We start from the raw sequence: 13671 nt of genomic DNA on the forward strand, positions 1-13671 counted from the left end.
CTGGAAGCCGCCCCAGGTCGGTGCGGACCGGCAGATCGCCTTAAGCGAGGCTGTCGGTCACGCTGTCCGCCAGCGTCTGCAATGCGTGCGCAGCGGAGGGAAGCCTCACCCGGCCCCACTCCGTCTCGGGCCAGCTGTGCTCCAGCTGCCAGTCACCGGCTGTCAGCCGGTGCGTCTCGGCAATGAACGAGACCCGTCGGCCGTAATACACCGCCCCCAGAATCACCCTGCGATCGCTGCCCGCGCACGAGGTGGAGAAGCTCAGCAGACCATCCGGTTCGAACCCGTCCTCCGAGTTGTGCGGCCACCCGTACGTGGCAAGCCAGCGAGGCCTTTCCGGGTCCCCGAGGGCATACTCCTGGTGGCTGGCCTGGTCGCCCAGATGTCTTGCGATCCGGATCAGCATCCGCCGCATGATACCGCGGCTCTCCGCCATGTCCCGGGCGTAGTCATCCTGCGGACCCCAGCCGCTGCGCAGGCCGGTGTTCCTGACCAGAGGGGTCTGGGCGGAGTGGAGCCACAGGCGCAGTTCCTCCTCGAGGCCGTCGATCCTCAGCCGCTCGTTCCGGTCGTTCCTCGTGGCAGCTTCCAGTACATGCCCCAGCGCGTCCAGAGCAGTGTGATCTCCCTTCCAGCGCCGGTTGAGGTCGTAGTCCGTGGCTCCGGCGCGGAAGGTGCCCGGGAGCGGGAGCTGGCCGAGGGGGTAGATGAAGGCTGAGAGGGTCTGCGCCAGAGAATAGACGTCGGCCTGACTGCCCTCCTCCCGCTTGGTCATGCTGCGCATCTCGGGGGCCATGAACCACAGGGGTCCGAGCTTCTCGCCTTCGTAGGTCACGCTCGCTTCACCGAAGTAGGCGATGCCGAAGTCCGCGAGTACGGGGCGTCCGTCGTACCAAAAGAGGTTGTCGGGCTTGATGTCTCGGTGGTAGTACTCCCGCTCATCGAGCTCGCACAGAGTCTGTGCCAGCACATGTATGTGGCCGACGATCTCCTGCAGGCTGGTCGTCTCCACGAAGACCGACTCGAGCGGACTGGCCTTGGGCATCACGTACCAGGCCGGCGTGCCTCCGGTGTCGATGTCCAGAACCGGAAGTACTCCGGCGAGGCCTTCGCCTGTGAACCGGTGCATCATGACAGCTTCGTCGTGGAAGCGTTTGGCACGATTGCTCATGGGCGGCGCCGACCGGTGCTTCAGGACTGCTTCTTCACCGGTCGTCTCGTGTTTGACACTCCGGACGAAGTGCTTCGTCGACTTCGGGTCCTTGATCAGAGGACCTAGATCCTTCCAACCCGGAACGCCAGCTTTGTAGTTGATTTTTCCCACTCACTCAGAGTACGGATCACGCACCCGGGCGCGCTCGTGAATCTTCTGATCGCCGGTGCCGCTTCCCTGCGAAGACCACAGCGCCGCGCACGGCGCGTGTCCAGAGTTCCGGAGCACCAGACCCCCACTCGGCGAGCAGGGGCCGCACCTCACCGATGGCCCGCGTGATGGTCACCGCGCCCGGTGCGGGAAGTAGCGTGGCAGTTCCGCGGTGACTACGGCCGCCGCGGGGGAGACCCAGCGTCGGCGTCGGCGCGCCAGCTGGACGGTGACGTCGGGGAACCGTGCTCCGGGAACCTGTGCCAGGCTGCCCGCCGCGAGCGCGTCCGCGACGTTGGCGTGTGCCAGCAGGCTGAGGCCGAGACCAGCGGCGACGCAGGACCTGGCAGCCTCCAGGCTGCCGAACCTCGTGATCCGGGGCGGCCGTCCTCGGCGGCCGCGAGCAGCCGCTCGAGGAAGCGGTCACTGTACGAACAGCCCTGCTCGTGCAGGAAGTAGTCCTCGCGGGCCAGTTCCGTCCAGTCCACCGGTGCGCCGGCGGCCTTGCCCGCGGCCCGGTGTCCGGGAGCGCAGACGAGCACCAGCGGCTCGCGGGCCAGCGGCGTGCACTCGATGTCACGGAACGCCGCCTCGTCCTCCAGCAGCAGGGCCAGATCCAGCTCGCCGGTGCGCAGCGCGGCGACGGCGGCCGCGGTCCCCATCGTGCGCAGATCCACCTCGATCCCGGGGTGAGTGCGCCGCAGCGCGGCAATCACCGCCGGCAGCCGGGCGGAGACCAGGCTCTCGCCGGCCGAGAGCACGACCCGTCCGGTCAATCGGTCACCTCCGCCACCGGCGGACGCGGCGACCGCGCGCAGCTGGGATTCGGCCTCCAGCACCGCTTCGACGTGCGCCATCACCTCGCGTCCGGCGCCGGTGAGCACCACTCCGCGCGGCAGTCGGTCGAACAGGCGCAGGCCGAGTTCCTTCTCCAGTGCCTGCACTTGGGCGGTGACGGTGGACTGGACGAGGTGGAGGCGCTCGGCGGCCGCGGTCAGGCTCTCGGCCCGGGCGACGGTGGCGAATGTGCGCAGGAGTCGGGTGTCCATCGCGCCGACAGTACTTGCTGCCATCGGAACCAGCGATGGATCGGATCGAAATTCATCGCTTGTACGCATACCAGTGGGGTGTCACGGTAGGGGACATGAACCTGACCACAGACCCTGAGATCCTGCGATACAGCGCATTCACCACCGACCCTGCCGCTGGCAATCCGGCCGGCGTCGTGCTCGACGCGTCCGGACTGGACGACGCCGCCATGCTCGCCATCGCCGCCGAAGTCGGCTACTCGGAGACCGCCTTCGTCACCGCCGCGGACCACCCGGCGCGCCGGTTCCGCCTGCGCTACTTCAGCCCGCTCGCCGAAGTCGCCTTCTGCGGTCACGCGACCGTGGCCACGGCGGTGGCCCTGGCCGAGCGGATCGGTTCCGGCCCGCTCGTCTTCGACACACCGGTGGGCGAGATCGCCCTGGACACCTCCGCGCGGTTGTCCGCGTCCGTGGCGGCGACACTCACCAGCGTCCCCACCCGCTCCCGGCCGGCGAGCGACGAGGAGCTGCACTCCTCCCTCGCGGCACTGCGCTGGTCCCCGGATGACCTCGACCCGGCACTTCCGCCGCACGTCTCCTTCGGTGGCAACGAGCACCTCGTTCTCGCCGCGGCCACCCGCGAACGTCTCGCCGCCCTCGACTACGACTTCGACGCCCTGGCCGAGGTGATGCACCGGCACGGCTGGACCACGCTCCAACTGGTCTGGCGAGAGTCCGGGGAACTCTTCCACGCCCGCGACCCCTTCCCCGTCGGCGGTGTCGTCGAAGACCCGGCCACCGGCGCCGCGGCGGCAGCGTTCGGCGGCTACCTGCGCACACTCGACGCCCTCCCGCCCTCCGGCGCGTTCACCATCCGCCAGGGCGAGGACCTCGGCCGACCCAGCCTGCTCCGCGTCGAAGCGTCAACCGCAGACCCGCGGGTGCGGGTGACCGGGCAGGCGGTCGCGATCACGACGGCGGACACGCGCACCGCGGGCACACCTGCCTGACCGGTCCGGTGCGCCGCGCACCGCCTGAGCGCCCGGTGCGTTGCGCGTGCCGGCGGCGCAACGCATCAGGACCGGCCCCGATGCGAGGGCGGGCCCGTCCCCGGCCGCCTCCGCCAGACCCTGCGCCGATCACCCCGCCCCGTGCTCCGCAATGCGCGTGACGCATCCCGCACTGCCAGTCGAGACTCCGTACACGCGTACGAGCGACTACATCTACATCGACAACCTGCGGCAGGAGGACGAACTGCTCACGGACGCCGTCTGGCAGGCTGGTGAGCACGCCCCGGTACCGACGTGCCCGGCCGAGCTCGTGGCACGTGAGCCACCGGGTGCGCCCACAGGGTGACCGCTCGGGGGCGGCAGGCAGGCCGACTGCACGCTCTGGCGCGGACTCCAACAGAGACTTCACTCCCTCGCCGGCGGAGCACGGCAGACGAGTGGGCGGCCCGTGCCCGGCTTCGCCGCACGCATCGGGACACCGGACGCGGACAACGGCGAGCCCGCCGAAGCACCCGCCCCGGTCTACATGTCGCGGGGCGACATTCGGCCCGCCGACGGCGCCGAGGGCGTACGCCCCGTACCCCCTCGCGCTGGTTCTCGCCTGATCAGCCCGCCGGAGCGAGTACCGTCAGGCGCAGCACCGTGGCGATGGCGATGAGGGCGGGCATGGTGAACCACCAGCGGCGCAGCCAGCCTGCCTTGACGAAGAGAAGCGTCAGGATGCCGGTGACCGCGGTGACGCCCATCCCCAGGCCGGCCGCGACGCCGGAGTGCGCGGCGGTCTCCGTGGTGCCGGGCTCGACCATGTAGGCGAGCAGGATCAGATACGTGGCGACGAGATGTCCCGCGCTGAGCAGAACTCCGCACGCGATGGTTCCCAGGCGGCCGGCACCGCGGCGTTCGGCAGGGTGTCCGGGGGAGGTACTTGCTCGCGTGGCCATCACCGCAGGGACTCCTTGGCCTCGTCCAGGTGCTGATCGAATTGACGGCCGTAGCGCTGGGCGTCGGCGCTCTCGTAGTACGGGCCGCCGTTGTAGCGGGCGGCGAGTTCCTGCATCTGCTCGCGTGTCATCTTCTCCGGCGGCACGTCGGCGAAGCCACTCTCCGCCTTGAGCTGCGCCAGGTACTCGGAGGCGATGAAGATGTTCGTCGCGGGGGCCTTGACGGCGTCCACGACGACGGCACGTTGCGTGTCCGTCAGGGTTTCCGGGTCGTAGCCGAGGACTTCGGCGGCGCGACGGATCTGGATGGCCATGGGCCCCATCGAGGTCCGGTCCGGGTCTTCGCTGCCGGGAAGGATCTTGCGGCCTTCGAAGGCCGCGTCGTCCAGCAGGCCGGGATCACCTGCCACTTCCTTCCAGGCTATGCCTGCCACCATTTCCGGGGGAAGTCCGGAATCCGCTGCTGCGGCCTTGAGGAGTTCCTTGTTGGCCGCGATGTACTCGCGACGGTCCTCGTCCGATGTGGACAGCCACCAGTAGTTGTTGCCCACGCCTTCCGGCAGGCTGTTCACCCTGGTCTGGATGCGGAACAGCGCCTCCGACATGTACACGTGCTCACCCACGGTGGGGATCGAGTCGACCTTGGGGCCGGCTCCCGGCAGCTGGGTCCCGGCGTTCCCCCTGGCTTCCCGGGCCTCCGTCTGGAGTGGCACGAGGCCCTTCAGGAAGGCCGCGATGTCGGGCACCGTGCCCTTGAACTCGGGTATCGCCTTGTAGGCGGCCTTCAGGTCGGCGACGCACAGCCGACGGGCGGCCGACTCCACGCGCAGCGCGTCACCGTAGTGGTCCTTGGTCTGGTTGTAGAGGCGTTCGGCGTCGTCACGGATCGCGTCCACGTCCACGGTCGCCTCGGCGAGCCAGTCCATGACGCCTGTGCTGGCGCGCAGGTCTTCCCACTGGCGCAGGGGTTCCGCCGCCCGTGCGGTGGGTGTGATGGCGGACGCCTCCCGGGCCATGACCTCGGAGAGCTTGCTCTCGGCAGCCCGGCCGTTCCGGTAGTGCGTCTTCGCGGTCGTGACGGCATCGGCGTATGCCGCGAGCGCTGTCGAGGCCTTCCGGAACGCCTCCGAGAGCCCATCGGCCAGCGAGCGGCTCTCCTGGAGCCGCTTCGCGTACAGATCGCGCGCGGAGCTGACCCACGCGATCCGCCCCGCCTTCCGGAAGGCGTCGTCAGTGGAGTCGATGAGCGTGTGCAGTCGCCGGAACTCGGCGGCGTTCCGGTCGATCAGCGCCGGATTGGCTTCTTCGAGGAAGGCGACGTCCGCGTGATAGGCCATCACCGGTCACCTCTTCTCGGGCGGGACGAAGGTACCGCAGTCGAGGATCGAATCCATCCGGCCCTGCACGCCCTTGTCCACGGTGACATAACTGCTGCCGGCCGCCTGCAACTTCGTGGCCAGGGACGCCAGGAGAGCGACCATGTCGTTGTACTGGTCCTGTGCGAAACGGGCGAGTGTGTCGACCTGCGCGGCCACCTCGTCATGGGCGCGGGGAAGCCTGGCCTGGGTGGCATTCTCGCCGTCCATACGGCCCTCGTAGAGGAGGCCGGCGATCTCCATGAGGAGATGCGAGCTGCCGTTGATCGAGGCCTTGCTGACGGAGTATCCGCCTCCCGCATTACCTGCCCCATCGGAACCGGTGTCCGCGGCCGGCACCCCGTTGAGTTGCATCTGCGCGGCATCACGCCGCCGCGCGAGCGCCGCCTCTTTGAGGCTCGCCCACTCCTCATCGAACGACATCGCTCTCCCCCTGAGCTCGTACATATGGTGATCTGACGATAAGTCCACCGACGATCAGGATGTCACAGGTCGCTGGTACGGTCCGGCCGAGATTGCGCCAGGGAACACGCATCCTCTGGGTGAGACCCCCGGCACTGCGCGCACGGGGGACTGCGTCCCGGATCTCCGTCGGGAACAGGGCAGTTTGAGCCCTGCGGAGCGGCCCGCACGTGGTTGGAGTCGATCACCGCCGGGACCTGCGGGTCACCCACGTCGCCGGCGCCTGTCTCTTCTCGCGAAGCTTCGACAGCAGCTGTTCACCGCTCCGGGAGACAAGCGGACTCACCTGCCTCCCGTGTTCCTGGGCACGGGAGGCATTGTGTCGTCCGGCCTCTGGCGGGCCGCCGCGCTCCTGCCATGCCGCAAGGTCATGGTCCCTCCGCCGGCCGTTGGACCGTCCTCCAGCGCGGGGCGTCGTCATCCGGGACCTCCGGTGACGCGAAGTGGAAGGGCACCTGGAGGTGGGCGGCCAGCGCCCCGCCGGCCTCAGTGGCAGCAGCGCCGGGAGGAGGGCTGCCAGGCCGGTGATAGATGGTCGCCAGGCGGATCTCTCCCTCCGGAGCGTCCAGAACCGCTACCAGGTCCACGAACCAGTCGTGCACGGTGTTGCCGTCCCAGATCGCCTCCACCGCTGCCACACGGTCAGGTAGAGCCGCGGCAAGGGCTGCGAGCGAGGGGAGGTCCAGCGGATCGGGCGGCGTGTGCTCTACTCGGTCGCCCAGAGCCTGGTATCGCGCGTGGACCACCCGCTCGGCCTCGTGTAGCCCGACCCCCAGCGGGCGCAGCGCCTCCCAGACGGACCTGACCGCCGACAGTCGGCGGTCACGCAGCACATCGGCATCCACCTCTCGGCAGGTCCGTTCCTCCAGGTAGGCCCACCAGCCACTCACTGGGCCACCAGCCGGGATCTCAGGATGCATGTCATGCGTGGGAACGTACGCCAGGACCTGATACTCCGGCCCGGTCCCCGGGCATGACCGTGACCGATGACCCGCATCGGACCTCGGCCAAAGGGCAGCTTGGCAGCAGCGGAGGGATCGGAGGCGGCCCCGGCGCTGTGATGCGTCTCGTGGAGGTGGCCCACGCTGGTCTGCGCGAGCCACCGCTCCACCTGGTCAGCGCCGAATCCTGATGACGGCAAAGGCGGTACCGACCTAGCGTGCCGCGCATGACCTCCCCAGGCGGCCACCCTGACGACAAGCCCAGCGTGACCATTTGCTGCCATGACAGCTCTTCCATAGGCGTGACGCTTTGCGACCGATTCGCTTCGACACGGACGCCGTGCAATACGCCGTTGAGCTAGGCGCCCCGATAAGGAGGCTATGCCGGACTGACCTGGACCCTGCGGCCCTGGCGAGGGGGCGCCGGCGGCTGGGACGCCTCGGTGACCAACGGGCTGGAGGCCGGCGAGCAGATGACTTCCCTGGCGGCCGACGTCTGGAACTTCCTCACCCGCGGGCAGCCATGACAGCTGGCATACGCATCACCTGGACGTTGGCGGGATCCGGGTGGGCCGACTGCACCCTGGAAGATGATCACGCGAATGCCGGACTCACTGTGTCCCGCGTCAGCACCGCACCCGGAGAACTTCTGACCGCCGTGGCCCGGCTCGTCACCCGTGAGGCAGAAACGCACGCCCAGTTCGAGGCCGACGCTACGCGCCGAAGGCGCCACCGCCGTCCATAGGGCCCCGGGCGCGCTGACGCGACCACGGCCGTCGAAGCCGCTGTCCGGTTCGACTGACCGGTCGGGCACCGGCCTGGCCTCGACAGGCGCGTGCAACATTGGCTTGGCCACCGCAGTGAACACCGGTTACGAGACAAGTCCAACAGCGGGGCGGCGGAGGCAGGGCGATGAGCGGGCTGCTCGGGTGGATTCAGTCGCCTCCGCCGAAGTCGCCGCTGTGCGGGGCTCTGTCGTGGGTGCCCGAGTCGGCCGGCTCGTCGAGGTCGTGCCGGGCGGCTGTGCGGCCGCTGGGGCTGTGGCCGCGGCTGAGGTTGTCCGCTGGGCGAGAGCCTGTTGTCCTGTGCGGTGTGGACGAGCTGGTGACGGACACCAGGTGGTGAGTGTGGCTGTCCTCGCCGTTCAGTGCCTGGGTGACGACGGTGCGGCAGTGGCGGGTGAAGCGGGGCCAGGGGCGGGTCGTGCCGGCGGGCCAGATAGCGGCGGGCGGCCAGCACGGCCCTCAGCGGTATCCAGGCCGTCGTCCACATGCCCGGATCCAGGGAGGGCAGTCCGGGCACTGGACACCGCGCGATCATCGCGTGCAGGGACAGGCTGAACGCCGCGCGGACCTGCGCCGAGGCTTGCGGTCGTTTCCCGTCCCCGGCGACGTCCTCGGGCAGGTACGGGTACACGGCGCACAGCATCCCCCGTGCGGCCGGCTCCGCCTCCTGCGCGGGCTCCGGTACGGCGGCGTCCAGGACGCCGCCGGCGGTCAGCGCGATGGCGTACCCGAGCCACGTCCGCGCCCTCGTGTCCCCGCGCAGCGAGCCGACGAACCGGTCCGCCGCCAGCGTGAGAGAGCACGCCCGCCACAGGGCGAGGGACCGCGTCCGGCAAGCCGTCCGGTCGCCGTAGCCGCCGTAGAAAGCCGCCTGATCTTCGTGGACAGCCATTGCCGTGACGCCCACGGGGGGTGCGAGCAACGAGACCGGCGCGGCGGCTCCAGGCTGAGTGGTCGGCGTTGGGGGCGCGTTGGGCGGTTCAGCGTGCGGGGTGCTGACGAGGTCACGGCCTGCCGCACCAGCGGCCCAGGTCCGCAGAACGGTTTAGCCGGCCCTTCCGTCGCGATGCGACCGCTCCTTGCACTGTATTCGAATCCGGCGGCGTGGAGGTGTAGGTGTGCTACACCTGGGAAGGTGCCGGTCCGGTAAGGATGCACCACCGGGAGGGCTTGGACATGGCAGCGATCTCTGTGCCGCGGACGGACTGCAGGGCGACTGACGCACTGGCGGGTTCGGGGGAGCGGGTCTCGGACGTTGCCGACCTGCCCTGGGTCGAGGACGCCGGGAAGGTTGCTCCGAAGGATGCCCGTGCTCTGTCGAAGGTGTTCTTCGACCGGCTGCAGGTGCTGGAGGAGGGAACGCACGCGTATCAGTACGCACGCAACACGCTCATCGAGATGAACCTCTCCTTGGTGCAGTTCGCCGCCCGCCGGTTCCGTAGCCGTGAGGCCGGCGACATGGAGGACGTTATCCAGGTCGGCACCATCGGTCTGATCAAGGCGATCGACCGGTTCGACCTGTCCCGTGAGGTTGAGTTCAGCACCTTCGCCATCCCCTACATCGTCGGTGAGATCAAGCGCTTCTTCCGGGACACCAGCTGGGCCGTACACGTGCCCCGCCGCTTGCAGGAGCTGCGCGTCGACCTGGCGCAGGCCAAGGAACTCCTCGCTGCGCGCCTCGACCGTGACCCGAACGTGAGGGAGCTGGCAGACCACCTTCAACTGACCGAGGACGAGATCATCGAGGGTTTGATCGCCTCCAACGGCTATACGGCCGGTTCGCTCGACGTGCCTGGCGAGGGCGAGGGCCCGGCGGGCGTCGCACGCACCTATGCGGACGTTCTGGGCGCAGTTGATCCGGCCCTGGAGAAGTCAGAGGATCTGCAGGCGCTGGCTCCGCTTCTCGGGGAGCTCGGTGAGCGGGATCGCCGTATCATCGCGATGCGGTTCGGTCAGGAGATGACCCAGGCCCAGATCGGCACCGAGCTCGGCGTTTCTCAGATGCACGTGTCCCGGCTCCTGTCCCGCGCGCTCGCCCAGCTCCGCACCGGCATGCTCGCCTGACACTCCCCAGGACGGGCGCCCCATGGTCCTTCGCCGAGGCGCCGGCGCGCACGGTGTTCGGCTAGCTCAGGCCACTTGACGGGTGCGGGGTCTGCTGAGGTCTTCGCCGGGGAAGTCAAGCTGGACTGCGAGGGCAGCGAGTCCCTCGCCGAGTGCGCGGCGTTCGGTTGGGCTCAGGTTCCCGATGGCTCGGTGGAGCATGGTGTCGCGCTTCTCGCGGATGCCGCGCAGGTGCGTCTTTCCAGCGTCGGTCAGCTGCAGGGTGATCTCGCGCCTGCTGCCGGGGCAGGGGCGCCGCTCGAGGAATCCCATGGCTTGGAGGCGGTCGCACAGCCGGCTGACGTTGGACGGCGAGGACGCCAGCAGGGTGCAGGCCTTCCGCATACGGATGCCGTCGTCGCGGTCGATGACGTAGAGCAGCCGAAGCTGCGAGGTGGACATGGGCGCGGTTGCGTGGCTGGCAGAGTTCCTGGCGTGCTCCCACAGCACGTCGAGGAGTTCGGTGATGAAGCCTGCTGACTGGCTGGTCTCATCACCTGTGGTGCTGGGGGCAGTGTCCGGTGCTGGCATGTCTTCCCCATGGTGTGGTGCCTGTACCCGGCGGTCGGCCGGGCAGTGGCTCATCTGGTGCTGTTGGGCCCGGTGGGGCGGGCCGTCTTCGTCTCGTCGCCGGAGCTTGCGGGCTTCTCGGCACGGGTGGGGAGTGGTCGCCAATCAGCCGATGACCTTATTGCTGGTCCTCCGGAAGCAACCCGCCGCCTCCGCGGCCGGATAGATCACGAAGCCGTTCCTGCCTGGAGTGCTGCTGGCAGGGGAGCCGGTGCGGACGTGGGTCCCTCGAGCCCGTCGGCCTGAGGGACCCACGCGCCGTTTCGCTACTCCTTGACTGGGGTCGCCTTCAGCAGGGGCAGCCACTGTGATGGCAGCGCCTGCTCGGCCCGGAAGATGTCGGCGAGTTCGGCGAGGCTGAGCACTGTGATCGTGCGTGCTCGGGCAGTGCGCCACGACCGGATGAGGCGGTCGAAGACGTCCAGGACCGTTGGCTGGCGTACGAGGTAGGTCTCGTCGTTGGCGAGCATGCGCGCGGCGGCCATGATCTTCGGCTTGGGGGACATGAGGAGCGCGATGGAGCCGCTGGGCGCAGAGGCCTTTCGTTCTGCCTCCGTGTACCTGAGGTGTCCTTGTGCCTGGCGGACATTGTCCGGACCGATCTCACCGGTGGGCGTGGCTTCACTCTTCGCCTCCCAGGTGACCCAGCGGGCGTCGTCGAAGATCCAGACGGCATCAGGGGCTGCGGGGTTGGCGTCGTCGTCGTTGCCGTAACTTTCCGAGGCGCCGGCGAAGCTGCCGAGGTGGACGAGTCCGGCTTCGTAGGCGCGGTACTCGGTGCCTGCGAGGCCGGCCCGCGCTTCGGTGAGGGCCCGTTCGAAGGGCTCGGGACGGTGCAGTTCGGTACGGGCGATGACGGCGAGCATCGCGGCTTCATCAACGGGGGCGAGGTCGCCGAGGACGGGCGCGTGGGCCCGGTCGCTCGGCGAAGCGATGTGGGCGAGGAAACTGCTGGTCTGCGCCTTACGCTGGAGCTCGCGGTAGTAGCGGACACCGGTGGCGCGGTGCGTTGAGTCTCCGCCCTGCTGCGCGAGCCGCTCGGCGATGCTGTACCCGAGGTAGTTCCACAGCGCGGCATAGCGCTGGGGTGTCCGCTCGCCCTTGAGCTGGTCCAGGACGCGCTGTACGGCGGTGAGGGCCCAGTCCCATTGGTTGTTCCAGATAGCTTCCCAGGCCGCGACCTCGTGCCGGGCCGCGTTGTGCAGCTCACGGGAGCTGGGGGCGACGGTTCGGGTGTACTGCTCGCGCTGGGAGGAGATATGGGTGTCGACCCCAGCCCAGTCCTGATCATGCCTGCGGAAGACGGCGAGGTTGTCGAGCATCTCGCTCGAGGTGGTGCCCAAGCTGTTCGTCCGTCCGAACTCGACCTCGGCGTGGACTTCCGGGTGCAGCGCCCCCTGAACGTCTGGACCGGACAGGTACGACGTCAGGGACCGGCCGAGCACCATGACGGCCGCCCAGTCTTTGTTGTTGCGTGTGGCCCGGCCCGAGCCCTGCACGATGCGCGCGCGGATGCGCTCCTGAAGCACTTCCAGGGCGCCGAGTGATTCGTGCAGGAAGCGTTCCTGCAGGTCTCCTCGGGCGGGCAGGCCTGCGAGTACGACGAGCCGGCAGTCGTCTCCAGGGAGGTCTATGCCGTCGTAGCGGTTGGTGAGGAGCAGGACCGCCTGGTCCATCGCGGTGAAGGCAGTGAGGTCGTCTTCGACGTCGTTGGCCTTCACGACGGGGTGTGTCTCGGGCAGGCACTCCTTGGCGAAGGTCTCGGCTGTACGGCTGTCGGGGGTGAGGATGACGGCTCGTCCCGCGCTGCTGACAACCCCGGAGACGAAGGCGGGTACCCGCGCGGGCGCTGTGGACAGGTCGTCTGTCAGTTCGGGGAACATGAAGAACCGTCGCCCGGTGCCCCGGGTTTCCCAGCCCTTGGGGACGGGGATACGGTCGATCTTCCTTCGCCCGAAGGCACGCTCGAGCTCGCCGCCGTCTCCGAGGGTCGCACTCATGTATACGCGGCGGACAGGGCTGTTGAAGGCCTCGTGCTGCGCCGTGGGCGCGATGAGGGGGCGGATGAGGATCTGTCCGTACGAGACGTAGATCAGGCATCGGTCGAGGCGTCCCTGGAGGAACTTCCAGGCATGGAAGGCGTTCGTACTCAGCTTCGAGCCGTGGGCTGCTGCCGCGACGGCTTCTTCGAGGGGGAGGGACTGCTCGGCAACACCGATGGGGGAGGCGAGGTACACGTACGCCGAGGAGTCTTCTGTCTTCGGAGCGCGCAGCCGGGTGTCGACGAGTGGATCCAGCGCGGGCTTCAGCACGGAGAGAACGTCGAGGTACGCACTCTCCTCGGTCTTGCGGGAGATGGCGAGACTCCACGGACCGGCCACGTACCCCTCGGCCGCGTGAGCGTCGTCCAGGACGAGCATGCCAGCGTTGTCGAGAGCCGGATTCGAGTTGAAGACATGGCTGTAGACGCTGACGGCGACGGCTTCCCCTGCCTCGTACTGCGCCTGGTGGGCTGGATTCCATGTATTCACGCGATTGACGAGCAGTACGTTCGGAATTCCATACTCGTCGAACTTCGCTGCCGTCTGCCGCGCCAATTGCCGCGTGGGACAGAGGTAGGCGACACGTTCGCCGTGTTTGCGGCGCCGGTACTCGCTGATCAGTCCTCCGACAAGAGTTTTACCCGCCCCGGTCGGCAGCTCAATTGCTACGTCTGACGCGTCCGACTTCGTTTCGTGCCAGTCTCGAAGGACATCCTGTTGGTGTCCCCACACGAATTCGGGCCCACGGTTCGTCAGGGCAAGAATCCGATACAGGTCGACCGGGTCTTCTGGCATGGCCGCCTCGGCGGACTTGAGCTTGAAGGCCACTGCACTCCGTTCCCCCCGCTGAGCTGACAAGAGCTCAGCATCCATCCCCGTTGCTCGGCTGCTCAAAGTACTGCAGCATGCCGGGCCGCTGGCAACAACTGGATGCCGAGGTGGTGATGCATGTCCACGCGTCCGAAGGAGAGACCACGACTCGGACCTGTCCGTGGAGGCAGACGAACGATCTCGCCACGGGCTGTCGCATGCACGCTCCCGGGGCGGTGT

12 protein-coding genes and 1 pseudogene are annotated in these 13671 nt (G+C 68.5%); 4 read left to right on the forward strand and 9 right to left on the reverse strand.

Annotated elements, in window-relative coordinates; translation table 11 throughout:
• Nucleotides 1-40: 40 nt before the first annotated feature.
• From JE024_RS40205 to JE024_RS42235, 3 genes and pseudogenes are all read right to left on the reverse strand, one after another.
• Nucleotides 41-1324 carry a protein kinase domain-containing protein gene (locus tag JE024_RS40205; RefSeq protein ID WP_205378890.1) on the reverse strand — a complete coding sequence of 428 codons (1284 nt, stop codon included), beginning with the start codon at nucleotides 1322-1324 and terminating at the stop codon, nucleotides 41-43.
• 171 nt (nucleotides 1325-1495) lie between these two features.
• Nucleotides 1496-1738, reverse strand: a complete 243-nt coding sequence (locus JE024_RS42230; RefSeq protein ID WP_307840751.1) for a LysR substrate-binding domain-containing protein — start codon at nucleotides 1736-1738, stop codon at nucleotides 1496-1498.
• Between the two features lie 80 nt (nucleotides 1739-1818).
• Nucleotides 1819-2481, reverse strand: a pseudogene (locus JE024_RS42235) (LysR family transcriptional regulator); the annotation flags it as partial.
• Nucleotides 2482-2507: 26 nt separating this feature from the next.
• On the opposite strand from JE024_RS42235, the gene JE024_RS40215 reads away from it, so the two are divergent.
• Together JE024_RS40215 and JE024_RS40220 are read left to right on the forward strand one after the other, a co-directional pair.
• Entirely contained in the window at nucleotides 2508-3401 is an 894-nt protein-coding gene (locus JE024_RS40215) for a PhzF family phenazine biosynthesis isomerase (protein WP_205378891.1), read from the forward strand.
• 157 nt (nucleotides 3402-3558) lie between these two features.
• Nucleotides 3559-3747, forward strand: a complete 189-nt coding sequence (locus tag JE024_RS40220; protein ID WP_205378892.1) for a hypothetical protein — start codon at nucleotides 3559-3561, stop codon at nucleotides 3745-3747.
• Between the two features lie 259 nt (nucleotides 3748-4006).
• Here JE024_RS40220 and JE024_RS40225 read toward each other — a convergent pair whose 3' ends face one another.
• The 4 genes from JE024_RS40225 to JE024_RS40240 form a co-directional block, all read right to left on the reverse strand.
• Nucleotides 4007-4342 (reverse strand): hypothetical protein, encoded by a 336-nt coding sequence (locus JE024_RS40225; protein WP_205378893.1) that lies wholly within the window; start codon nucleotides 4340-4342, stop codon nucleotides 4007-4009.
• Nucleotides 4342-5679 carry a hypothetical protein gene (locus JE024_RS40230; RefSeq protein ID WP_205378894.1) on the reverse strand — a complete coding sequence of 446 codons (1338 nt, stop codon included), beginning with the start codon at nucleotides 5677-5679 and terminating at the stop codon, nucleotides 4342-4344. Before JE024_RS40230 ends, JE024_RS40225 begins: the two co-directional genes overlap by 1 nt.
• Nucleotides 5680-5685: 6 nt before the next feature.
• The gene (locus JE024_RS41830; RefSeq protein ID WP_244883766.1) at nucleotides 5686-6141 is read right to left on the reverse strand and encodes a hypothetical protein; all 456 of its coding nucleotides are present in this window, start codon (nucleotides 6139-6141) and stop codon (nucleotides 5686-5688) included.
• Between the two features lie 407 nt (nucleotides 6142-6548).
• Nucleotides 6549-7100: a hypothetical protein gene (locus tag JE024_RS40240; RefSeq protein WP_244883767.1), complete on the reverse strand. Its 552-nt coding sequence runs from the start codon at nucleotides 7098-7100 to the stop codon at nucleotides 6549-6551.
• A gap of 422 nt (nucleotides 7101-7522) precedes the next feature.
• On the opposite strand from JE024_RS40240, the gene JE024_RS41835 reads away from it, so the two are divergent.
• Nucleotides 7523-7648 carry a DUF6228 family protein gene (locus JE024_RS41835; protein ID WP_244883797.1) on the forward strand — a complete coding sequence of 42 codons (126 nt, stop codon included), beginning with the start codon at nucleotides 7523-7525 and terminating at the stop codon, nucleotides 7646-7648.
• Between the two features lie 1434 nt (nucleotides 7649-9082).
• A complete protein-coding gene (locus JE024_RS40245; RefSeq protein WP_205378895.1) occupies nucleotides 9083-9970 on the forward strand; it encodes an RNA polymerase sigma factor SigF in 888 nt (295 codons plus the stop codon).
• 66 nt (nucleotides 9971-10036) lie between these two features.
• On the opposite strand, the gene JE024_RS40250 is transcribed toward JE024_RS40245, so the two are convergent.
• Nucleotides 10037-10540, reverse strand: a complete 504-nt coding sequence (locus JE024_RS40250; protein WP_205378896.1) for a MarR family winged helix-turn-helix transcriptional regulator — start codon at nucleotides 10538-10540, stop codon at nucleotides 10037-10039.
• Between the two features lie 305 nt (nucleotides 10541-10845).
• Entirely contained in the window at nucleotides 10846-13449 is a 2604-nt protein-coding gene (locus tag JE024_RS40255) for a DEAD/DEAH box helicase (protein WP_205378897.1), read from the reverse strand.
• Nucleotides 13450-13671 lie beyond the last annotated feature (222 nt).

The organism is Streptomyces zhihengii (assembly GCF_016919245.1).
Taxonomy (GTDB): domain Bacteria; phylum Actinomycetota; class Actinomycetes; order Streptomycetales; family Streptomycetaceae; genus Streptomyces; species Streptomyces zhihengii.

What these genes read in the sequence shown, in the direction of transcription:
- JE024_RS40215 (WP_205378891.1), top strand. Translation starts at nt 2,508, where the DNA reads ATGAACCTGACCACAGACCCTGAGATCCTGCGATACAGCGCATTCACC.
- JE024_RS40240 (WP_244883767.1), bottom strand. Translation starts at nt 7,100, where the DNA reads ATGCATCCTGAGATCCCGGCTGGTGGCCCAGTGAGTGGCTGGTGGGCC.
- JE024_RS41830 (WP_244883766.1), bottom strand. Translation starts at nt 6,141, where the DNA reads ATGTCGTTCGATGAGGAGTGGGCGAGCCTCAAAGAGGCGGCGCTCGCG.
- JE024_RS40230 (WP_205378894.1), bottom strand. Translation starts at nt 5,679, where the DNA reads ATGGCCTATCACGCGGACGTCGCCTTCCTCGAAGAAGCCAATCCGGCG.
- JE024_RS40225 (WP_205378893.1), bottom strand. Translation starts at nt 4,342, where the DNA reads ATGGCCACGCGAGCAAGTACCTCCCCCGGACACCCTGCCGAACGCCGC.
- JE024_RS40245 (WP_205378895.1), top strand. Translation starts at nt 9,083, where the DNA reads ATGGCAGCGATCTCTGTGCCGCGGACGGACTGCAGGGCGACTGACGCA.
- JE024_RS40250 (WP_205378896.1), bottom strand. Translation starts at nt 10,540, where the DNA reads ATGCCAGCACCGGACACTGCCCCCAGCACCACAGGTGATGAGACCAGC.